The sequence below is a fragment of the Parachlamydiales bacterium genome (assembly GCA_041671045.1).
Classification (GTDB): domain Bacteria; phylum Chlamydiota; class Chlamydiia; order Chlamydiales; family JABDDJ01; genus JABDDJ01.
In genome coordinates this window covers 11,990-35,371 of sequence record JBAZCF010000004.1, presented here as the reverse complement: position 1 = coordinate 35,371, position 23,382 = coordinate 11,990, and the positions used below count along the sequence as shown (strand labels likewise).

Sequence of the window (23,382 nt, the reverse complement as noted above, 5' to 3'; positions counted from 1 at the left end):
ATAGTTTACTATAATCAATTCAAAAAGTCAAACTTTTATGAAAAAAAGATACATATGTCAGAAAAAAATATAGCCAATCCTGTGCTAAAAAATCTTGATCCAATTGTCTATAAAGGGATGACCGTAAATCAGCTGACAGAAGCTTATGACGATTACATAGCCATCCCAAATTTAGACGCTTTATTGCAGGAAAACCGAGAACGCGCTCAAACTGTGAAAGCTAAATTAAATCCAATTCAGGATGTCGCTTATGGTTCTGAAATAATTCAAAAACTGGATATTTACGCCCCAAAAAATGCTAAAAATATGCCAGTAATCATTAGCATTCATGGTGGGGGTTGGACCATGGGAAACAAAAATCCCTGGGCTATTCCTGCAGAAACTCTGATGTCAAAAGGAATTCTATCCATTTCAATTGATTATGGCCTTGCACCCCAATATCGGATGGATAACATCATAAACCATATTCGCCAAGCCATTGCCTGGACATATAAAAATATTTCTCAATACGGAGGAAATCCGAATCGTCTTTATGTTTATGGTATGTCTGCCGGTGCACATCTTGCAGGTTCAGCTCTCATGCCAAACTGGCCTAAAGATTTTGGCCTTCCAGAAGATATAATCAAGGGACTAATTGCCCTCTCCGGTATTTATGACTTATGCACACTTGTTCATGCACCTCAAGCGGAGTCTCAAAAAGCACTACAAATGACAATGGAAGAATCCACACGTGATAGTCCGCTGTATCACCTTCCTAACCATTCCATTCCCTGTATTATTGCGTACGGTGAAAAAGAGCCATTGATACTGTACCGGTTTGAGGCAAGTAATTATGCTCAAGAGCTACAAAAGGCAGGGTGTAATGTTTCCTTGATTGAAGTCCCTAAAGCTAACCATTTTGATATGATCAATGAACTTGCCAATGCTGAGGGGAACGTATTTAAAGAACTCATGAAAATGCTCTTTTAATGCTCTCCTTTTCAATATTTTGAATGTTTTTTTAAATTCCCTGTGCTGTGTCATGGGCATGTGTAACGCCCCTAACTACATCTATCGATGTTTTACCTGCTTGAATTGCTAAAATCAACTCTTGTAACATGCTTCTTCTTCCCTTTTAAAAATTTCTTAAATTTTAAGCTCTTTAGATAATTTATAGCTGATAAGTTGTAAGGGTTCTGTTTTCTTAAATGCTTGTTCCTCATGGGAAACTTTTAAAAGCTTTTTCCCTCCATCTTTATGTGCGATTTGTGCAACAAATTCTAAAATTTCTTTTTCTGAATCTGAAAAAACGCTTAAATCTGGTTTTTCAATACTTTTTAAAATATGATGCCCCCCAGAAATCAAAACTCCTTTAGAGAGAAATAGCTGATAGATATTCTGAAACTGATCTGGACATGGACCATATTCTAAATGCACATATCTAGCCCCAGTTATGCTCATGCCATGTTGTTGGAAATGTTTGAAATCTGCATAAAACAAAGCTTTGTTCAAAAACAAAGGACTCTTGGTGAATCCTATCAAATAGCGCACAGCTTGTTTAAACAGTTCTAAGCAAAACGGCCTGTTGCCACTATAAATGTCAGAGGATTGGTTTTTCCAATGAACTTCAAGAGCATTTAGTTCTGCGTAGGCTTCATCACATTTCAAACGAATATGATCATCCTGAACAACATCCTGTACAAAATATGTCTCCCAACGTTTTATGCTTGCTTCTCCAACTTTTAAATAGTTAGCAAAAGCTGTTTGAGACATTCCAAGCGAAGCGCGATATTTGATAACCTCTTCAGATGTCAAAAGATTATGTTGCTTGCGATATTTATCCGCGGCACACCTTCTAAGCACATTCATTTGCTCCCCATCCATTAATGGAGTCTGACATTTTGTGCAAACAAATGAGGGCACGACCACCTCGACTTCCTCTCCTTTTATCTCAGGATTAAAGCGGATGTTTTTTGATTCAAATTTTTCACAATCACAATTTAGGCACTTCATTTTAATCTTCTCCTTTTTGTTCTGTCGAACGGCTTTGATGCAGTGAGACGTAATAATATCGCTCATTCTTCAAAACAAATTTGATATACATTTGCTTAGCACATCTAGGACTCCACCAGCTAAAGGCTAGTAATTCAAGCCCGGCTATTGCTTTCTCATAGGACTTTTGTGGAGGTCTTGATCCCTTGTAATCCTTTGGAGAAATTTCCAGCAGCTCTCTAATCAAATGCCAAACATCATTTGTGTCCCCGATGTCGAGATCATTTAACTCACCGACAACCTTAGAAGGGGTAGCAAATACTCCGTATCGGTTTTTTAAAAACTCTTTTGCTTCATCTAATCGCTTGGTCAGTTCTCGATCCGAGGGGCGCTTATCGTGCATTTCAGGTCTCTTCGTATATTATTATAGTATCATATGATACTATAATACAAGAAAAAAGTCAATACTTCAAGTGTCACTTCTATACCTCAAGAGTATTTATTGTATTAAAAATTAAAGGTTTATGATAATTGAGAGAAGGTTTGTTGCTTTGGAAGTTATGAACATCTTCTACACTCCCCCTAAAACCCCCTCGGGCATTGCCTTTATTGTTCTATTTATATGAAGGGGTAAGGAAAAGGGGCAAAAGTAGCGTAAAACCATGCTAAACAGCCCTTTTATAGATTTGTGATCCTTTATTTCGCTCATCAGCAAAAGAAGATTCCATCTTTATAAAGGGTTCAAGCTCATAGATCTTGCGCATTCCCTCGACAAAATGGTTCGATAATTGTCCGGTCATCGGCAATTAAGGGGGACTCTGTCCCCCTTAATAATCCCCCTGCCAAAGGATAATATCCTCTGGACTCCTGCGTCATAAGCTCCGCCCTGACACAACAACTGCGGCGGTTAATAATTCCACAAGCAAGAAGATAAGGAAATACTTGTAATTGCCGCTTTGTCAATATATGACCTTTCATAACAAGAAACAAGTTGTGCTTTTCATTGCAAGAGTTGGTGTGAGTTGACTTTATCAATCAAAATGCGATCTTGAATGATTAATGTCGCTTCAATTATTCCTCGCTCAAATATGCTTTCAAGAAAAACTTGGATATTCCGGATCGAACATAAACCTAAAATTCCTAAATATATCAGCATATTAAGATAATATGCCGAATCTTTCGACATATGTGGTAAATACACAGAAAAAAATGAAAAAAATCAATATATCAAAAAAAGTAAACCTCCATTTTTAAGGGCCTATTTACAACATGAACGAGTAAATATGCGAAAGATTAAGTCAAAATTGATTTTTCAAACAAAATCTTCTGACAGTTGCGACTTAGATAAGAGAGTTTCAATTAACGCTCAGCTAACCATTTTTCATATTCATTGGATGACCAGCTACACTCAACACAAGCATGCGGTAGAAATCCCTTCCCGTAAATGCCCAAAGAATGTCTCTTACTTTTGAAAGGCTTAAGTCATCTTTAAAAGCCTTTTCATGTATCATTGCCTGACTGTTTCTTTTTGCCCTTGATAGCGGCGCCGCTCCTTTTCAATCTCTATCCCTTTAAAGACAGGATCTAAAATCGATGCCCCTTTCAGAAAACTTAACTGTGCCTTCTCTGCATCATAAAGCTGTCGTGCCATGCTAGCAGTAATTTCAAGATGCTTACTTGGACATTTGGCTTGTTTTACCTGCTCCACAACTAAGCTGAGATTTGCTATGCATGAAACTGTCATCTAATGACAGTTTCTCGTCGCAAGAAATCGTCATAGAAAACCTTACATCTCCGGAACTGATTCATTCTTTAATGTCGATTGATCTCTTTAAGATCCCTCATATAATGTTCGCTGTGTGAATAATCAAGGACCTCACCTAACAGAGAAATCGCATGATTAAGAAAATCAGTAGGAGTTGATGGTAAACCCTTAGGCAATCCAAAATCCATATACTTTTTAGATGCCACTTGAGGAGTTAATTCCTCTATTTTGCAGGCCTTTGCGAGTCCCAAAAATTCTAATCCATAAAATATTTTGGCAGGTAACTTCATCAGCGCTAACCTAGCAATTTCTTTTGGGCTGGGGGCACATCCAAAATATAGTTGAAGCAGTAATATTTCTTCTTCTGCAGTCTTACAGTTAAAAATCGCAATATTAGCTAAATCAGCGTATGGATCATCCATGGCCCCCCAAGTATAATCTATGGCAAGGTAGCTATAGCTATCTTGGTTATAAATCAGATTGCCATGATGTAGGTCTCGATGACAAGCCACACAACTGGCATTAGGACGTGTGGTAGCAAATACTGTGTTTTTTATTGTTCTAAGGGTCTCTAGATCAAAAAACGGTGTTTCTTCTAACTCTTCAATGAGTAAATCAAGATAGATAGCTCTATCTATCCCTTTAGGGACCGCAGGACCTGCATGGATTTTTTTGAGCAAATCCACTAATCCCTGCAGTCTGATTTGAATCTCCGGTAAAGCTTCTGGAAAATAATATTCCATAATCGTGATACCTTCAACTTCATCAAAAAAATACACTTTGGGGCCGTAACCAGCACCAGAGGCAATTAACTGACAAGCCAAATCTTGCGGAAAATAATCAGCCCACTGCATATTCCAAAACCGGACAACATAAGCCTTATCAGGGGTATTTACCTTAATTACCTCCGAACCAGAGCATCCTCCAGAAAGGAGCTCGAATGTAAAAGGTCCATGAACCTTTAAGCAATTCTGCAAAAGTTCCACAGCCTGTGTTTCGTTATTAGCACAAACAGGCATCGACAATCCTATCAAAATAAAAGTGATGGTAAATATAGCAAAAAAAATTTTCAAAGTTATTAGAAATCTCATTTAGTTAATAATCGTTACAGAAGATCGACACCTTTTCTTTGCTAAATGGCAGGTCGAGACATGCTCTAAGCGGTATGAGGGTAAAGGAAAAAATCGTTAACATCTGTCCCGCGATTAGAAAATTAGGTCAAGAAAAATATTTGACAACTTATATTTGATTATATTAGGTTACTTATCTTTCATGTTATAGTTATGAAAATAGCTATTTTAGAATATGTGAAGACAAAATCTATTTAAAGCCAAATACTATTACAGTTGCTAATAATGGTATATTTATCAACATACATGATCAAATCTTTAGAGTAGAAAATTTACGAACAGATGAACATGTTAAAATTAGATCCATCCCCTGCCCTGGTTGTGGATTGCCCACCGTCTGGGGAATGTGTTTTAATTCCCATTGTCCATATTCCACTTTTCCCTAAGTAGTATTCTATGCTAGAAAAATATCATAATAAAATATTCGTATCTATTAAATGCAATCTAGCATGGATAAACTCTAAAAAAATCTTATTTATCGCTTTATTCTTATTTAATTTAACAAATTTATATCCACAATTTTCGATAAACGAAAAAGATGAGCTTTATCTTGAATATTTAATAAAAAATACTTCATTGGGCTATTCATTATGTTCAAAAAAACCTGTGTCAATATATTCCAGTCCGAAAATCTCTAAAATTCACTATATATACCAAGTTCATAACCTATTTAAGTATCCCATTCATTTTCTATCCTCTTCTGAAAGAGTAACGCAACAATTTGGAAGAATGAAGGCTTCAAATAAATTTAAACTCTTCCAAGTTGAAACCATTAATGCATCCCATGTTATATTGATAAACTATCTCTCTTTAAAGAAAGAACTGATTAAATATAAAAAAATTGTAGAAAAAATTACAAAAGTCAATGTAAATCATTTAATAAAAGAAATTTGCACACCTGAATTTTGGATAAAAAAGCAAAATCAAATTTTGTTAGGAATTATTTTTGGTTATGAGTATGAAAATGCTTTAGCCTTTTCTTCTGGCATACATAAAAAGCAATTATTCAAAGTTTTTGATTACGACATAATCGACGATATCTATGATATTGGTTTTATCGTTAACTCGAATGAAACTTCAGTTGCTTTATTGAGAGAAAAATATCAAAATATGAAAAATCGAATTCACAATATATTTAAAAGCGGAAAAATTAGTGAAAATTTCCTAAATATTTACTATAATTAGTGTTTTTTCTAACCGAATCCAGAACTAAATAATATCTAGACGAGAAATCATTCCAATTTCTAGCTTACGCAGCAATATTCTGAATAAGCTCTCTTACCAACATTAATATTGGTAAGAGTAAGACTTAATCCTGACCTCAATCTAAATATCTTTGAATGTACTCAAGATTTTCTTCATGCGTAGTCATGCCGGTAGGATCCACAAATTTTTCTGATACCCACTCGGTCATCTCTTTTGTTGTTTGATATCGCACGTTAGGTTTAGGTAACTCTACTATCTGATATAGCAGCTTTGCCACTTCTTCACAGGGTTGTCCATGGGGAACAGCAATCAGTTCATACACCCCACGATTTAATTTTGCATAGAAATCTTCGTTAATATCCCTTGAACCCATAACACTATGCGCGCCCCAATCATTATGGACAAATCCAGGCTCAACAACTGATACTTTAATATTCCAATGGGCTACCGTTGCCGCTAAAGATTCTGTCATAGCTTCTAAAGCAAATTTTGATGCTGAATAAAGTCCAAATCCAGGCAAGGCATGCACTCCAACACCGCTGCTAATATTGACAATGCTTCCTGACTTCTGCTTACGCATTGTTGGTAGTACTGCTTGAGTAAGTCTTAAAGCGCCAAAATAATTCACATCAAAAACCTGCTTGGCTTCCTCAATAGTCACGCTCTCTTCCACCCCAATCAGTCCATAGCCTGCATTATTGATCAATGCATCTATTCTCCCTTCATTGGCCAATATCTCTTCTACAACGGAGTGAACAAGTTTCTCATCGGTGACATCCAAACGGCAAAAACGCATGTCTTTTAATGCACTTAATTCATGTGGAACACTAGTGCGGTAGCCTGCCCAAACTTTCCAACCTTTAGCGTGGAATTCTTTAGCAGTTGCTAATCCAATTCCCTTACTTGCACCCGAAATAAGAACTACCTTCTGTTCTGCAGTTAAAGCTGTCGAAATTAATAAAAAAATAATTAGTAGTTTAAATGGATTCATTTTACCTCTTTTACAATCTAAGACTACAAGTATTGCAAATGAACCATTATTTTGTTTATGCTGGCTTTTTTTGCAAGGATCTATAATCTTTATGTCGATTTTCACTGCGCTCATTGCGAAAATCGCACCTCTATATGTCCTGATGTTGATGGGATATATCGCTGCGAGATTTCTCCATTCCCACAGGGATACTGTAGCCCACCTTTTGTTCTACATGATTACTCCCCTCGTCATTTTTAGCGGTGTCGTCAACACCCGCTTAGATGCAAGTGTCCTTTCGGTTCCGCTCATCTCGTTTCTGATTGCGTCATTTCTATGCCTGCTATTCTACTCGCTCTCCAAACTAATATGGACGGACTCCACTAAAAACCTGATGGCAATTAGCGCAGGTTCAGGTAATACAGGATACTTTGGATTGCCCATTGTTTTACTGTTAATGAACGATCAAGGAGAAGGCATATATATCCTAGCTATGCTGGGAGTAACCTTATATGAAAGCACGGTAGGCTTTTATATTCTTGCTAAAGGTACCTACACAGCCTCAGAATGCCTGAAAAAGCTTGCTAAACTTCCTTCTCTATACAGTTTTTTGCTTGGACTTATCATCAATTTGGTGGGAATTAAACCCCCTGAGGCTTTTGCTGAGTTCACCGGATACATCAAAGGATCTTTTACAGTATTAGGCATGATGCTTATCGGCCTCAGTTTGGCTGGACTACACCATTTGAAAATAGACTATAAGTTTATTGGAATGACCTTCCTCGCAAAGTTTGTGGCATGGCCTTTAATGGCCCTAGGTGTAATCTATGCAGATACACACTGGACGCAATTCCTCAATCCAACGATTTACAACGCCCTCTTTTTATTATCGATAGTGCCCCTTGCTGCAAATACTGTAGCTTTAGCCGCCATTCTCAAGAATCAACCTGAAAAATCTGCCACTGCAGTTTTTTTAAGCACCCTATTCGCGATCGGTTATGTTCCTCTGATGGCAACGCTACTCTTCGAAAAACTGCTGTAGGTCTTTTTCTCTCCTCTATAATTAAAATATTAATTTTAATTTATTAAAAAAAATGTTACCGATTATCTAACCAAACTTAAAAAAAGTTTGTCATTACCATCTAACTAAAATTGAAGAGGATGAATATGAAGAAATCTACACTTAAAAAATTAGCCCTTTTAGGTCTTTTAAGCGGTATTGCTGCTACAGCAACTGCTTGCGATACAGCCGACAAGCCAGAAAAAGTAGCCGAGCAGCGTCAATTAACAGAAAACGAATTTGTTGCCCAGCTATCTCCTGAAGGTAGACGTACTTATCAAAGCCTGGATGCTGACGGCAAAAGACTTGCTTTGCAACTTGCTAACCAGTCTTGTAAAGGTCAAAATAGCTGTAAAGGATTGAACTCCTGTAAATCTGATACCAACTCTTGCGCAGGACAAGGCGGATGCAAAGGCTCAAGCCAAGGTCCTTTCAAAGACAAAAATGATGCCGTAAAAGTGGCTGCAATGAATATGGCAAAAAAACGTACTAACGCGATAAACGGAAGATAATCCTTATCGAGTATGAGACGGTGGCTGGCCGCCGTCTCCACCAATCCTTGGCTTGATAAGAACCCTTATTTAGAACGCCTTTTTACTGCATAACCATAGGGAGTTGGCCAGTCAGGCTCAAAGCCTAGCTCGTGCTGCGCCTTGATAACCCAATACGGCTCCCGCAGCAATTCTCTTCCTAGAAAAATCAAATCTGCAGAGCCTTGAGTAAGGATCTCCTCTGCTTGCCGCGGTTCTAATATCAAACCCACTGCTCCCGTTCTAATCTCAGCCTGTTCTCTGATTTGTTGCGCAAAAGGAACTTGATAGCCTTTTCCCACCGGAATTTTAGCGTTGGGCACCATTCCTCCTGAGGAAACGTCAATAAGATCTACGCCTACATTTTTTAACTTTTTTGATAATTCTACAGATTGCACAATGTCCCAGCCTCCTTCTATCCAATCGGAAGCTGAGATGCGTACAAAAAGTGGATATTCTTCCGGGATTAATTCACGTGCTGCTACTGCCACCTGTAAAGGTAGACGCATTCTGTTCTCCAAGCTTCCCCCATACTGATCTGTTCTTTTATTACTGATAGGTGAGAGGAATTCGTGCAGGAGATAGCCGTGGGCCGAGTGGATCTCTATCACTTTAAATCCAGCCTTTAAAGCTCTCTGTACGCTATCTTTAAATGCTTGGATAACATTTTGAATATCTGCTTCATTCATTTCTTTAGGTACAGGATTCGTTGTATCAAAAGGTATTGCGCTGGGTGCCAACAGATCCCAACTTCCATTATCGCCTTTTTTCAAGGGAGTGCCCCCTTGCCATGGAGGCAAACTGCTGCCTTTTCTTCCAGCATGTGCAAGTTGAATTCCAGGGATAGCTCCTTGCTTTGCTACAAAAGCTGCAATCTGCGACAAAGGTTCTATATGAGCATCACTCCACAACCCCATATCTTTAGGGCTTATCCTACCTTCTGATGTCACAGCAGTAGCTTCTACCATAACCAAGGCAACTCCTCCCGCTGCACGGCTTCCTAAGTGAACCAAATGCCAATCATTTGCCATTCCATTTTCCGCGCTATACTGACACATAGGTGACATTACGATACGGTTTTTGAAGGTGATCCCGCGGAGGGTTAATGGAGAAAATAAATCTACTTCGGGAACTTCACGGTCATGGTCAGTGCCCACTGAACATCCATGCACACTAGTATCTTTGGCATCTTCTGTCATTGTTAACTCCTAAGCTGTAATATTTATAAAAAATTAATCCTAACTTTTTATTCCGTACATAATATTTCTGGTATATTGTGGGAAAGCTTAAACCTTATTTTGGAGATTTTTCAATGAAAGCAATGCGTTTATTATTTATCTGTATGTTCATGGTCATAGCGGGCAAAACTTGCGCTGCACAATTGGGCGATAGTGAATTCAATCAAGAGCGAATGATTCTTTCTCCGACAGCTATATATGTGATCACTAGCTTCACTGATGAAGATCATATCACAGGCTATACTTACAAAGGTAACTTACTGTGGGATGCACCTTTCCATGCAAAAATCCTCTCCTGTAAGCTTTCAGGCGATCAAATTCTCGTCTTTTCTAAAGCCAGAACCGGAAATAAAACATTTCTTACATGCATTGACAAGTATTCAGGATCGTTGCTCTGGCAAAGACCCTAACTTAACCTTTTTTAACCTTAAGGCATTAAGGATAACAGAGACCGAACTAAACGCCATTGCGGCACTTGCAATCATGGGATTGAGCAATATCCCAGTGAATGGATAGAGAATTCCTGCCGCAATGGGTATGCCTAAGGCGTTATAGATAAAGGCAAAAAATAAGTTCTGCCAAATATTCTTCATGGTCGCACGGCTGAGCTGGACAGCTTTGACGATTCCATTTAGATCGCCTTTCACTAAAGTGATTCCCGCTGTCTCCATTGCAACATCGGTTCCAGTTCCCATAGCAATGCCCACATCTGCTGCTGCCAACGCAGGTGAATCGTTAATGCCATCTCCTGCCATAGCAACAATATGCTTTTCATTTTTGATTTTTTGAATAATGGTATTCTTATCTTTTGGGCTCACGCCTGCAAATACCTGATCAATGGAAAGTTTCTGTGCTACAGCTTTTGCTGTGAACTCATTGTCACCGGTCAGCATCACAATCTTAAGGTTCAGATGATGCAAGTCCTGTATCGCTTTGGGCGTGGAGGGCTTAATAGGGTCTGTAATGGCAATATATCCTTGCGCTTCTCTATCCACCGCAATCAATACTACGGTTTGGGCTTGTTTTTGAGCTTCTTCAATGGATGACAACAACGCATTAGAACCTTGAAGGCGGTTATCAGCTAATAGAGAGGGCTTTCCAATAAAAATATTTTTTCCTTGAATTATTCCTGTCACACCTCCACCTGTAATCGACTGAAAATCTTGGACGGAAGGGATTTCTAAATGACGTTCTTTTGCTTCTGCTACAATCGCTTGTCCTAAGGGATGTTCGCTAAGGCTTTCTATGGCTGCAGCATAGCTTAAAAGCTCCTGCTCAGTCGCTTTTCCCAACGAATAGACTTGTACAACACGCGGCTTTCCTAAAGTGAGAGTCCCTGTTTTATCCAAAGCGATAGTATCTACCTTCTGCATCAACTCTAGGGCTTCTGCATTTTTTATTAACACACCTTCCTCAGCACCTCTTCCAACTCCTACCATAATCGACATGGGCGTTGCCAGCCCTAAAGCACACGGACAGGCAATAATTAGTACTGCCACTGCATTTAGCAACGCATAGACAAACTGCGGCTCGGGTCCATACATACTCCAGATAATAAATGTTAATAATGCAATCATCAATACAATAGGCACGAAATATCCGGAGACGGTATCTGCAAGTTTTTGAATAGGGGCCTTGGTACGCTGTGCTTCAGAAACCATTTGTACGATACGTGCCAAAAGAGTTTCCTTCCCTACATGCTTGGCCTCCATAATAAAGCTTCCGGTTTGGTTGAGGGTCCCCCCTGTCACTGGATCATTCAGATTCTTCAGAACAGGGACAGGCTCTCCGGTAATCATCGATTCGTCAACTAGGCTTGATCCTTCATTTATAGTGCCATCGACAGGGACTTTTTCACCCGGCTTCACCCGTAACAGGTCGCCCACATGTACATGATCTATGGATATCTCTTCCTCTACACTTCCATTAATACGATGGGCTGTTTTTGCTGATTGGTTTAGAAGCGCCCGAATAGCCTGGCTGGTATGCGTCTTAGCTCTAAGCTCCAGGACTTGACCTAAGAGCACAAGCACTGTTATGACAGCGGCCGCTTCAAAGTAGATGAAGAGTTCCCCATTGTGTTTAAAGGAGTTAGGGAAGATGGAAGGAAATAATACCGCTATAACGCTATAAAGATAGGCTGTTCCGACACCTAAGGAAATCAAGGAAAACATATTCAATGAACGGTTTTTAACTGATTGCCACCCCCGTACAAAAAAGGGCCATCCTGACCAAAGAACTACCGGAGTAGCTAGGATAAATTGAATCCAAGGGGATATCCCCTCAGGCAAAAGACCCGGTACCATTACTAATATTAGGACCGGCAGAGTCAAAAGACCCGCAAAGATAAAGCGCTTCAACATATCCTTGTATTCCGAATCATCGACTTGAGCTGTAATCATTTTCTGTTCGAGCGCCATTCCGCAAATGGGGCAAAAACCTGGATGATCCTGTTCAATTTCGGGATGCATCGGGCACGTAAAAAGCGTCCCCTCGGGAGGGATTTCATTGATACCGGTGAGTTTTTCATGATGACAGCAGGAGTCTGAATGTTCCATCTGGGAGCCTTAACTTTTAAGTAAAATTAAATCTATGAATACATTATCCAGATAAATAACGTAAATACAGGTATTTATGCATAAAATCTACCTCATCATTTTTCTTGTTCTATTTGCAAAACTCACTGCGGATTCGACTCGAGAAAACGCAGATGAAATAGATCAATTTGTCATCCAAACAATGGAATCTTGGTCCACCCCGGGGATAGCACTTTCCATTGTTCAAAATGATGATGTCGTCAAAGCCCAAGGGTATGGAACAAGGGAAAGGGGTGTAGACGCTCCCGTCGATGAAAACACTCTTTTTCAGATCTGCTCGCTGACAAAGGCATTTACGGGATTAACCGCCAGTATGCTTGTAGATGAAAAACGTCTTGAATGGGAAGAACCTGTACGTACTTATTGGCCTGAATTTAAATTGAAAGATGAAACAGCTACCCAACTAATGACTATTAGGGATTTGTTGTCCGGAAGAACGGGTTTGCCAAGTACCGGTATGCAAGCGTGGAGGCTTTGGTGGCATACTAATCGTACTGAAGACGAACTGATCCAAAGAACTGCCGAGATGAATCCAGCCTTCTCGTTCCGTGCACACTTTAGCTATAGCAACATGGCATATGTCCTAGCCTCAAAAGTGATGGAAAAAGTCAGTGGAAAACCTTGGCAGGAATACTGCGCAGAGAAAATATTCAAACCTTTGGAAATGGAAAACACTACTTTTAACTTTAATACCTTCCTAGAAAGTGACAACAAAGTTAAATCCCATCTAGCCCCTTACTTCCGGAAGGATCCTATCGCTTATCAAAGCTTAGACATGATTGCAGCTGCCGGAGGTATTATCAGCAACGCTAAAGATATGACAAAATGGCTTAAATACCTCCTTCAACAAGGGCCCTTGATCAAAGAAACACAGAATGCCCAATCTGTCATAGAACCCATCATATCCAATGTCTATAAATGGAATATTTATACTTATTTCAATCCTGTAGCTGCCTATGGCTATGGATGGATGTTATACCGTGTTGGGGATAAAGAAATATATATGCATACAGGCCTTTCGGACGGAGCCCAAACTCTTCTTGCTATCGTACCGGAAGAAAAGCTAGGCATCTGCATCCTATCCAACCAATCAGAGAATCCCGCTCTTGCATGCTTACTTAACTCTTTGCTTGATAAGTATTTAAAAAAAGAACCGCGTGATTGGAATAAAATTGGCCAAGATGCAATTAAGTCCATGGAATTGGAATTTGACGCTCAGATCACTCAAATCAAAGCGGATCGGAATAAAGATCTAGCTCCTACCTTCCTTTTGCAGAATTATAGCGGGGAATATGTAAACCTCGCATTCGGTACTGTAAGGATATCCAAAGATGAAAATAGCCTCTTGATCACAACTTACAATAATGACAAAGGGAGTTTAGAACATTGGCAAGGGGATGACTTCAGCATCACTGGAATTCCTTCCTACACACCTATCTTACAACAAGTGACCTTCATCCTATCGGATGACAAAAAAGATATCATAGGCTTGCGTATGCCTTGTGTGGGATTCTTCAAAAAGGAACCTTCTCCACAAGAACCTAAAAATGATAAACCAATAGAAGATACCCCACAAAAGTCAGAGATTCTGACTTGAGACGGTCTGGCCATTTTCCGGAGAAATGAACCTCTCCGGATCTACTTTATAGCGGATTAGATGTTCCTGAAGACTATTTGCGGGATCTTTCTGCCCTTCGTCAGAAAGTTGGAATGTTCCTTGATGAATACCCATCGAAAATTTGGATTTAAGATCTAAGTGCGCCTTAACGGCATCCTCAGGATTCATATGCTGCTTCTGCATAAACCACCGAGGCTCATAGACGCCAATCGGCAGCAAACTAATATCTGGTGCGCCATACTTCTCATAAATAGTTTTGAAATGTGTATTATAGCCGGTATCTCCAGCGAAATAGATCGTTATCCCCCCAAATTGATAGATGAATCCACCCCAAAGGGCTTTACAACGATCAAATATTCCTCTAGCCGACCAATGCTGCGCAGGGACTAAGGCTATCTTTCCGTTCATTAAAGGCCTTTCCTGCCACCAATCTAACTCAATGCATTGATCTATACCCACTTCCTTCAAAAGGGATGCATTATTCAAGGGGGTGATGAATAAAGGTGAAAATCTAGCATTAAGCGCCGCCAACGAACCAACATCTAAATGGTCATAATGATTGTGACTGATCGTGACCACATCAATCCTCGGCAAACTATCTAATGCAATTCCCGGAAAACGCCTTCTCCTAGGACCAATAAAAGAGAAGGGGCTGACGCGTGCTGAAAAAACAGGATCTGTCAAGATGTTAATACCATTCAGTTGTACCAAACAGGTAGAATGATTGATAAACGTTACAGACACCTCATTTAGAGATACATCTGAAGCAATATTTGGCAGATGCATATTATCGATCCAAAGCGGCCAAGGCTTAGGCCTTGCCGACCAACGCCACTTGATAATATCCCAAAGGTTTTTATCGCTGTGGGCGGTAGGATCCAAATTTCTGAATTTTCTTCCGTCAAAATGATCTGAAATGGGGTAATTCATCATTCTATCCTCCTAGATAAATTCGAAATCCGCAACTTGTCCTGCCGAATTGTCGCTTCAAGTATTACCGGATCATACCACAATTCCACTGATTGTTTTGCCCTTGTGACTGCAGTGTACAATGAGGAACGTCCCAATACCTCCGTTCCGGGAGGTAGCAGCACAGCAATGCGGTCAAACTCGCTGCCCTGGCTTTTATGTACCGATAAACAATAACCATATTGGTATTTAGGTAAAATCGCTGTCGGAATAATACGCCATGATCCATCAGATGCAGCGAAATACCCCTGTCCCTTCCATAAAAATCCCATATCTCCATTGTACAATTGCAGCTGATGATCATTAGTCGTCAAAAGGATGGGTATTGCCGGCGATGCCCCTACCGGAAGCTGCGCCAGCAATGTTTTATGCAATGCCTGGTTCAAAGATTCAACACCCCATACCCCTTTTCGTAGGGGAGTAAGCAAACGGAATGACTTGAGAACCTGCATATCGGGATATTCTGTCGTACAGAGCAAAGAAGGAAATAGCCCGGATAAGTACTGCACCGTTTGATTAAAAGCCCTAGCTTCAGGCAAAAGCTTTCCTTGTACGGCAGATCCCGGGGTGTTTAAGGATCTTTTAACGGCCTCTAAATCGCCCCTATCAATTTCCTCTGCGAAATGGACAATCTCCTTGAGCTCTGCACGCATGCATGTTTTTAAATACCCCGGTTGCAAAGCAATATCTGCGCTTTTAAAGCGGGCCGAGATCAAATCGTTGAAGGGCGCTCCCGGCTCCACAGGGGGTAATTGACGATGGTCGCCTAGCAAGACAAGTCGCGCACCGGGCTTAAGCGCACATAAAAGAGCTGTCATCAACTTTAAGTCAATCATAGAGGATTCATCGACAACAACAAGATCATGCGAAAGTTTCTTTTTAAACTCTTTGGTTGAAGAGCTGATATTTAATAATGAATGGATTGTGGATGAAGAAATCAGCGCATTGACATCCGGCAATTGGGCAATAATTTTTTGGTGCAGATGTGAGGCAGCTTTACCCGTGGGAGCAGCCAAAGCAATTTCGAACGATGCTCTGCATTCCTCAGGCAGGCTCTTTCCGATCGCTTCGATCAAACAGCTTGCAGTAAAGGTTTTGCCGGTGCCCGGCCCCCCTGTGATAAAGCTAATCGTTTGATGCAAAACCTTGCTGATAGCGTCTTTTTGTTCTTTTAGTAGTGCCGGATGATGGGAGAGATATGCGTCAAAAGATGCTGCGTTAAGTAGAATGGTAGGGTGGAATCTTTGATGGCTATTGAAGAGTTCTGCACACTGTTCCTCTAACTGGACATACCTCTGGAAGTAGAGTGCGGATCCATATACTGAAAGATAGGAATTAGCATTTTCTTCAATAAGCTTTTTAAGCCCTTTTTCAATGTAAGGAAAAATATTTTTCGCGAGTGTATCCCAAAATAGCTCTGGAGAAGGCTCAATTTTCCCTTCTTCCCATTTCACGCATAAATGGCCAGAACGTACGGCCAAAGAGAGGTGGCAGATAGCGCAAGCTTCCTCAAGTTCAGCATAGCGCCCTTCAAGAATATGTCCTGTCAGGATCACATCGATAGGATCTATGATCTCTTGCAACAGGCTTTGTTGCAAGATAGGCCAATGCGAGGCCAGCGCCTCAAGCGGGGTTAAGGACTGAGAAGATACCGTTTCCACTAGGAATTCCCCTTAAAAATAAATAATAGTAACCTCCGAAGCAATCTTCAAAGGGTCTTTTATCAACCAAAGCAAAATACTTCCTTAATGCATCCATATAAATTTGCGCTTGCAAAAAGTAATCATTTTTTTGCATGGCTTGCTGCAGATGGGATGGAGTGTAAAACTCTGCTTGGGGCCCTAACCAATTTGTCTTCCAATCCAGCAAATAGTACTTGTTATCATATTCAAAACAAAGGTCGATAACTCCTTTAAGAATTCCATATTGCGCTGAAGAAAATAGGAATTCTGTTTCTTTGTACAGTTTCGCACTACAAATTTCGCTTAAAGCAAATGGCTTAGAATGGCTTTGCAAAGGAATACTGACAATTTGGTGCAACATCTCATAAACGACATCTATCCAAGGAGCAGTTTTAGATTGGAAAAAGGGTAATAAAGCCTGCTTATCAAAAGGTCTCGTGAAATCTATTTTTTCTAGGAGAGTATGGAAGAGAATTCCTGTTTCAGCACCCGCAGGTAAAGTATGTACACTCTTCACTTCCCCTTCCCAGTCTGAAGGGGGAATATGTTCCAATAATTCCACTTCATGTTTTGCCAAGCCTGTATAGGAAGAAATAAATGAGTTTGAGAAATCAAAATTAGGTTGAAACGGCTCAATAAATACATATTCATCGGGTTGGATAACCGTTTTGTCTATATGCAAGCTACGGCTGCATTCATCCAAAACCTTATGTCGGATAGAATGGGACTCAGGATCCAGTAATTTGACCAAAGAAGGGAATTTTCCCAATGAAAGAGATCCTATACCCTCATAAAGGCAATGATAATTCTCTCCATGTCCTTGCAGGTGGCTTAGATATAGGTCAACGATTGCAGCCTTTCCCTTCTTAGGAGTTTTTTCCTGCTCCAAGGCAAATAAATACAGTTTGTATTTAGCGCGTGTAGCGGTGACATAAAATTGACGCATCTTTTCTGCATCAATCTCCTCACAATATTTCAAGTAATCTTCGGATTCAGGATGGACAGCTTGAATGACCCGTTCCTCTTCCTCATGTTTAACAATAATGGAAGAAGGGGCAGGCGAATCAAAGATAATTCCTTGCGTAAAGACAACATCAAATTCCAAGCCTTTACTGGAGTGGATAGTTACAATGGATATCCCCTGGGCATCATCCCCTTGGATAGCTAAATCACCCGACTCTTCAAGATCTAATTCTTCCAGGACATCAAACAAGTCTATTAAGCCGCCCTGGTTTTTTGAACCTAAGGGCTGGTGCTCTAAGAGCAGCTCTACAATTTGAAATAGCTCTAAGAAGAATTCTGTGCCCTCTTCACTTTTTAAAATTGCCTCACCATAAGTAATGGAATCTTCAGCACAAGGCTCATCCAGGATAGCTTGCAAGCAATGAGCGATCCCCTGGCTATGAAGCTTAGCATTCCACTTGGCAAACATCTGCAATGTTGCAGCTAACACCGCAGGTTCATTCAACTGCAGAAGACGTTTATAATTCCAATTAAGGATTTTATCCCCTAAAGCTACCTTTACGATTCCAATATCCTTACAATGCAAGACCGCTTTAACTAACTGCTTTAAAGGAGAATATGCCGGAGATTTTATCAAAGACCGATCGCGATTCAAGCGATAAGGCAAACCGAACTGTTTTAATACCTTGCCCAATTCTGCCCCTTTATAGCGGTCTTTGACCAATATAGCGCAACGAGAGGGGTCAAATCCGTAGCTTTCCTTTAAACGTAATATTTCTGCTGCAATATATTGGTTCACGTCCTCCGTTGCCTTAGCAGCAACGAATTCAATGCCGACCTCCTCCACAGGTAAAAGAGAAAACACTTCTTCCTTTAATCCAGCCTTTACCGGATTACAATAGACTGCTTCATCTGTAGAAGGCAAATATATCAGCCTAGGGACTCTTTCAGCAGAAAAAAGTCTGTTTAAGCCCTCTACCAATTTAGGATGTGAACGGAAATTGGTATCTAATGAAGCCATAGCCGCTTGGCCTAACGTATTTGCCGCCTCACGATAAGTATAGATATCCGCCTGCCTAAAAGCATAGATGGATTGTTTAGGGTCCCCTACAAGAATGAGCTGTCCATTCCAATGATGTTGTGGATCTAGAAAAAGATTTTTTAGGATAGTCCACTGAGAGGGATCGGTATCTTGAAACTCATCTACAATCACTAGATCGTATTTAGAACGGATCTGATCCCCAATAGAAGGGTCGTGCGTCTTTTCCACCATCAAACGCAGCAAATCGTCGTTTGTGCTCCGGTATTCAGAACGCATCCATGCACGGAAAACTTTCTGTGCACCATGCGCCAACCTTAACAGTAGTAAATCCTTATCTGTATGATTTCTCAAAAGGGGTTCAAGCTCGTTACGTATCCAAGCATCTAATGTAGGGTAGTGCAGGTTGAGGTTAGCGAAGTTAACATTTTTGGTAAGGATTTTCTCTGGTTTGATATTCTCCAGCCAAATCAAACCTTCCTCTATTAAGAGTTGAAAGGAAGTGACAGATGCTCCCTCTTGCAGAAGGCGGGCAAAATTCCGAAGCCTCTTTACGTGTTTGTCGATATCCCTCTTACCACATGCTTTCGTTATTTTTTGGAAGTCTTCTAAAACTTTATCTGATTGAAAAGCATATTTCTGGCGTGCACTTTCTAAAAGAACTCGAAAGGCTTGCTCCCCTTCAGCATAATGAGGAAGTTTAGCAATGGAGGCTCCACGCAATAGCTGGGATTTAATTTCTGAGACGACCCTCTCTGTAGTGCTCCATAATATCTCCAGCTCTGCAGGATGGATGAGAGGAAGCGTCAAAGAGGTGCGTATATAGTTAACAATACATTCATTTATCTCAGCATAGGATAGCATCCATTCTTGGGGGTCCAAAAGGGATAGATCAGTCAAAGTACGGCTGCAGAAGGCATGTAAAGTAAATATTTGGCTGTTCTCGAAAAAAAACAGATTGTGGCGCAGCTTCTGTTTTGCTTGCCAGATGGCATGCTCTCCCTGCTCCGCCACGTTATGTAAATAGTTCTCACCTGTATTACCGTGCGCAAGGTCTTCTATAGTCTTAAAAATACAGCTGCGGATACGTGCTTTAAGGTCATTTGTAGCAGCATTTGTAAAGGTCAATACCAGAATACGATCCAACGCCAGGCCCTTTTCCAAAATACTCCTGACAACGATATTTTCGATCGCAAAAGTTTTGCCTGTTCCTGCCGAAGCTTCTAAAAGAAGATGCCCTTCAATAGATTGTGAAGATGACAATACGTTAAAACTGGGAAACCCTATCATTTACTTTCCTTCTTAGAAACCAACGCCTGAAGCTCCCCAAACAATTCGGCTGCTTTGGGTTGCCATTTCTGAATAATCCCCTCAGCATCCGGATATGTTTCATTTTCAAATAACCAACGCACTGTATCATCCATAAAGTTGAATCCACTTTGAGGATCTTTCTCAAATTCTTTTTGCAACTTATTCCTGTCACCCTCCAGGATAGAGGAAAGCCAGTCCGGCAATAAAGGAGAAGGATGGACGCGCGTAGCTTCAAAATACTCTAGAAAGCGAACTAAATTCTCTTCAGCATTTATTGCAGAAGCATCCATTCGGACAGCCTGGTTAATTTTTGTATGGACAAGGAGAATACAAGGGTCCACCTGAAGCTGGTATTTTTCAATAAGGCATTTAAGTACCAAGAAATGAGGCCACGCTTTGATAAGCTTGCCCAGCTTGGCTTCTGCATAAACAAATAATCCCTGAGGCGATACCATCGGAATTTCCCCTTCAATAATCCAGTGCCCCCCCTGTGGTTTTGGAATTACAAGCGGAGGGAATTTACACATTTCATCCCCAATCTCTACCTCCAAATAATGGGCAGAAAGTTGAAAGGTACACTTCTTGTCTGTTTCTGAAATTGTGGAAGCCAGCTGGCTTAAATGCGCATCATTTGCATACAGCTTGCGTGAGTAAACCTCTTTAATGGGCACAAATGGCATTTTCCCTGTTACCGTTGCCCTATGTATAACCCGGGACATTTCTTCTGTAAGGGACTTGCTGCTCATAGATCCCTGATCTAGCGGGGGAAGATCTAAAGGTTCATCCACAACGTTTTTATACTTCAAAGATCGTTCCAGATCCACTTTCAAAACATTTTTTAAATATTCTTTAAGTGGATTTGCAGCCAGAGACTTTAAAGTACTAAGCTCGACACGTTGCTCTGAAACACTCCTACTGGGTATAAAATCGGCAAATTGATCAAAAAAATTCTGCTTTCCATTTTTCAAACACCCATAGGCCGCTTTAGCCCAAGATAGTCTTGAAGGCAGGTAATTAGGGACGCTATCTGTTTGGAAATGTGAATAGTGATAACTTGGAAGGGCATGTTGATACAGGATTTTTTCAGAAGGAAGCTTGCCATCTATTCTGTATGCTTTATCAAGATATCCTACAAGCTCTTCTAGCAAGTGTGAAGGCATTTTTTCTTCTGCATGGCCGCCATGATTCCATTGGGCAGGAAAAGTTATCACCAACTTTTCGCGTGCAGATAAAAGGGCTTCCAGAAAAAGATAGCGGTCAAAGTCGGATTGCCGAGGACAGTAGTCCCCTAGCCCGGTCGATTTCATTAAATCCAATCCAATAGGATCATATCCCTTTTTAGGGTACATTCCTGCTTCCATACCTATTAAGGCAATAATTTTTGCCGGCACAGCGCGCATAGGTAAAAGTGAACAGAAGCGGACTGCCTGTAAATTACCTTCCCGGTATGTTGTAGTAACCTGATCTAATGCTCTTGTTAAGCAGGATTCTATCAAAGTAAAAGACAACTTTCCCGTAAATGCTAATTCAAGCTCTTTTAACGTTTTCTGCAGGACAAGGTGTCCTTGAACTAGTTCCTCATCATGTTCAGAATAAAGATATTTATCGACCAGCTTATTGCAATATGCGATCCATTGGGCAAGAGGATACTCTTCCTGCTTGGATATGGGCTCCAAATCGCTCTTTAAACCATATAAAAACTCCCACCACTCCCCTAATAAGGGAGCATCAGAAACCTCTAGAAAAACGGGATTATCTTCTGAACTTGTCAATAAACTGTTGCATAATCCCTTTAACGAACTATACCACGTGCCTACCTCAGACCTATCTAAAGCATTTTGAGGCAAGTAGGCAGAGGCCAAAAATTCGTCACGATGCTTAACATCAAATCCCCAGTGCACTGCCGATTGTTTTATCCATTTTCGCAATGTCACAGCATCCTCTTGGGACCAGCCGCACTTTCTTAAAATGGGCAAGTAGTCCAAGAGGTCTAAAATCCTCTTATTTTCCCACCCGCTTTTTGCCAGCTCTAATAAAGCTAAAAAGGCCTGTATATATACATTTGTGGAAGGCATGCGCACATCCATCACCTGAACCGGCAGCTGCCCTTCCTTTTCTTCAAATACAGCTTTGATGTAAGGCAAATAGACTGCGATATCGGGCGCCATCACTATGATATCGCTAGGAAGAAGAGGTTGGTCCGTCGTCTGAGAATGCGCAATCTCTTCCACAAGTATGTTATAGAGAACCTCTACTTCACGCCAACGTGTGGGAGCGCCATGCAATTCTAGCGACCTGCCTTCACCCTCCACCGCAATAAACTCTCCTTGATAAGGCCTCAATAAGGTCAAATCTGTCTGCAATGCTTGCAGTAAGCTTATAGGTTTGGCTACAGGTTCAAAGAAGACCTGTTCATCGATATATTCTTGATAAGCTTCTACACTCAATACCGAAGAAGGAATGACATAACCTTGCTCTGCATGATCGTCCAGCTTTTCTAGCTGTGCGGCCATTTCACGCCCCATTCTGCCAAAATTGGCCAACAGCGGGTTAGTGTCTATCAATAAATCTTCCAAAGCCATCTGCTGAGCTATCGATGCCCCTTTTTCTTGGACTGCATGCAAATAAAACGACTGCTGTTTATCGCCTAAAATGTCGCACCAAAAAGCCCTGCAAGGCGAAAGGATATATCCAAAGGCAGGCGTCTTATGTGATAAACGCTCCAAACAGTCTAAATATACTTGGGGTAGAAAACTGACAGAAAAGAAATGGACACTGTCATAAGGAATACTATCCATTCCTTCAACCAACTCAACTCGCGAAATCCAGTGAAATTTTGCATGGACCTTTTCCCACAGAACCTGCTGCCAATCTTTACGCTTAGTATTTTTCCAACTTTTTAATAGCCCGCTGCCATAAACACTATAGCGTACAAAAAGGTCCGTCAGCTGCGATGCTAGAAAATGTGATTGTTTTGACTGATTTTTTATGCCGGAGGGAATATCTAGCCCATCTTCCTTTAATAATTCCGTCAGCACTAATTCTATACCCAGTGAAAAAGCATTCCTACTAGGAACAGAGCTGGAATTTCCTAGGCTGCTGATTTTTTCTATAGTATTCTCTGCCATCCCTATTTCTACACCGGCAAAAATACCTAGCCTTTCGTCTTTAGCCATGCGCAGCTGCAACCAAGAACGCATTGCAGGACTGGCCACTAAAATAAGCCTTTTTGAAAACGGGTGGGAAGAATTCCCTGTGAATAAGCTTTGAACTAGCCTTTCATAAAGGACCTCGACGCGATTGCTATAGAAACAGTGCATAGGAATTCCTAAG

The 23,382-nt window shown here is 40.7% G+C and carries 17 protein-coding genes; 6 read left to right on the top strand and 11 right to left on the bottom strand.

What is annotated here, in order from left to right; genetic code table 11:
- Positions 1–54: 54 nt before the first annotated feature.
- Complete coding sequence (locus WC222_06245) at positions 55–969, top strand: alpha/beta hydrolase (GenBank protein ID MFA6915979.1); 915 nt, start codon at positions 55–57, stop codon at positions 967–969.
- Between the two features lie 156 nt (positions 970–1,125).
- On the opposite strand, the gene WC222_06240 is transcribed toward WC222_06245, so the two are convergent.
- The 4 genes from WC222_06240 to WC222_06225 form a co-directional block, all read right to left on the bottom strand.
- The gene (locus tag WC222_06240) at positions 1,126–1,992 is read right to left on the bottom strand and encodes a type II TA system antitoxin MqsA family protein (protein MFA6915978.1); all 867 of its coding nucleotides are present in this window, start codon (positions 1,990–1,992) and stop codon (positions 1,126–1,128) included.
- Position 1,993: 1 nt separating this feature from the next.
- Positions 1,994–2,374: a hypothetical protein gene (locus tag WC222_06235; GenBank protein MFA6915977.1), complete on the bottom strand. Its 381-nt coding sequence runs from the start codon at positions 2,372–2,374 to the stop codon at positions 1,994–1,996.
- A gap of 1,104 nt (positions 2,375–3,478) precedes the next feature.
- Positions 3,479–3,715, bottom strand: coding sequence for a hypothetical protein (locus tag WC222_06230; GenBank protein ID MFA6915976.1), 237 nt, complete (start codon positions 3,713–3,715; stop codon positions 3,479–3,481).
- Positions 3,716–3,783: 68 nt separating this feature from the next.
- A complete protein-coding gene (locus WC222_06225) occupies positions 3,784–4,755 on the bottom strand; it encodes a phosphotransferase (GenBank protein MFA6915975.1) in 972 nt (323 codons plus the stop codon).
- A 507-nt stretch (positions 4,756–5,262) separates the two neighbouring features.
- On the opposite strand from WC222_06225, the gene WC222_06220 reads away from it, so the two are divergent.
- Entirely contained in the window at positions 5,263–6,051 is a 789-nt protein-coding gene (locus WC222_06220) for a hypothetical protein (GenBank protein MFA6915974.1), read from the top strand.
- A gap of 136 nt (positions 6,052–6,187) precedes the next feature.
- Here WC222_06220 and WC222_06215 read toward each other — a convergent pair whose 3' ends face one another.
- On the bottom strand, positions 6,188–7,177 hold the full coding sequence (locus WC222_06215; protein MFA6915973.1) for an SDR family oxidoreductase: 990 nt from the start codon (positions 7,175–7,177) through the stop codon (positions 6,188–6,190).
- On the opposite strand from WC222_06215, the gene WC222_06210 reads away from it, so the two are divergent.
- Both WC222_06210 and WC222_06205 read left to right on the top strand, forming a co-directional pair.
- The gene (locus tag WC222_06210) at positions 7,155–8,084 is read left to right on the top strand and encodes an AEC family transporter (GenBank protein MFA6915972.1); all 930 of its coding nucleotides are present in this window, start codon (positions 7,155–7,157) and stop codon (positions 8,082–8,084) included. The genes WC222_06215 and WC222_06210 overlap by 23 nt on opposite strands.
- A gap of 125 nt (positions 8,085–8,209) precedes the next feature.
- Positions 8,210–8,614: a hypothetical protein gene (locus WC222_06205; GenBank protein MFA6915971.1), complete on the top strand. Its 405-nt coding sequence runs from the start codon at positions 8,210–8,212 to the stop codon at positions 8,612–8,614.
- 65 nt (positions 8,615–8,679) lie between these two features.
- Here WC222_06205 and WC222_06200 read toward each other — a convergent pair whose 3' ends face one another.
- Positions 8,680–9,831 carry an NADH:flavin oxidoreductase/NADH oxidase gene (locus tag WC222_06200; protein ID MFA6915970.1) on the bottom strand — a complete coding sequence of 384 codons (1,152 nt, stop codon included), beginning with the start codon at positions 9,829–9,831 and terminating at the stop codon, positions 8,680–8,682.
- A gap of 113 nt (positions 9,832–9,944) precedes the next feature.
- Here WC222_06200 and WC222_06195 point away from each other — a divergent pair, with 113 nt between their 5' ends.
- Positions 9,945–10,280 carry a hypothetical protein gene (locus tag WC222_06195; protein ID MFA6915969.1) on the top strand — a complete coding sequence of 112 codons (336 nt, stop codon included), beginning with the start codon at positions 9,945–9,947 and terminating at the stop codon, positions 10,278–10,280.
- On the opposite strand, the gene WC222_06190 is transcribed toward WC222_06195, so the two are convergent.
- On the bottom strand, positions 10,251–12,428 hold the full coding sequence (locus WC222_06190) for a copper-translocating P-type ATPase (protein MFA6915968.1): 2,178 nt from the start codon (positions 12,426–12,428) through the stop codon (positions 10,251–10,253). The genes WC222_06195 and WC222_06190 overlap by 30 nt on opposite strands.
- Positions 12,429–12,504: 76 nt before the next feature.
- On the opposite strand from WC222_06190, the gene WC222_06185 reads away from it, so the two are divergent.
- Complete coding sequence (locus WC222_06185; GenBank protein MFA6915967.1) at positions 12,505–14,064, top strand: serine hydrolase; 1,560 nt, start codon at positions 12,505–12,507, stop codon at positions 14,062–14,064.
- Here the strand turns inward: WC222_06185 and WC222_06180 are convergent.
- From WC222_06180 to WC222_06165, 4 genes are read right to left on the bottom strand one after another with little or no spacing between them, the layout of a single operon-like run.
- Positions 14,047–15,018 carry an MBL fold metallo-hydrolase gene (locus WC222_06180; protein ID MFA6915966.1) on the bottom strand — a complete coding sequence of 324 codons (972 nt, stop codon included), beginning with the start codon at positions 15,016–15,018 and terminating at the stop codon, positions 14,047–14,049. The genes WC222_06185 and WC222_06180 overlap by 18 nt on opposite strands.
- Positions 15,015–16,715, bottom strand: a complete 1,701-nt coding sequence (gene recD / locus WC222_06175; protein ID MFA6915965.1) for an exodeoxyribonuclease V subunit alpha — start codon at positions 16,713–16,715, stop codon at positions 15,015–15,017. The genes WC222_06180 and recD overlap by 4 nt, the downstream gene beginning before the upstream one ends.
- Complete coding sequence (locus WC222_06170; protein MFA6915964.1) at positions 16,678–20,028, bottom strand: UvrD-helicase domain-containing protein; 3,351 nt, start codon at positions 20,026–20,028, stop codon at positions 16,678–16,680. The genes recD and WC222_06170 overlap by 38 nt, the downstream gene beginning before the upstream one ends.
- Positions 20,025–23,369 (bottom strand): exodeoxyribonuclease V subunit gamma, encoded by a 3,345-nt coding sequence (locus WC222_06165; protein MFA6915963.1) that lies wholly within the window; start codon positions 23,367–23,369, stop codon positions 20,025–20,027. The genes WC222_06170 and WC222_06165 overlap by 4 nt, the downstream gene beginning before the upstream one ends.
- Positions 23,370–23,382 lie beyond the last annotated feature (13 nt).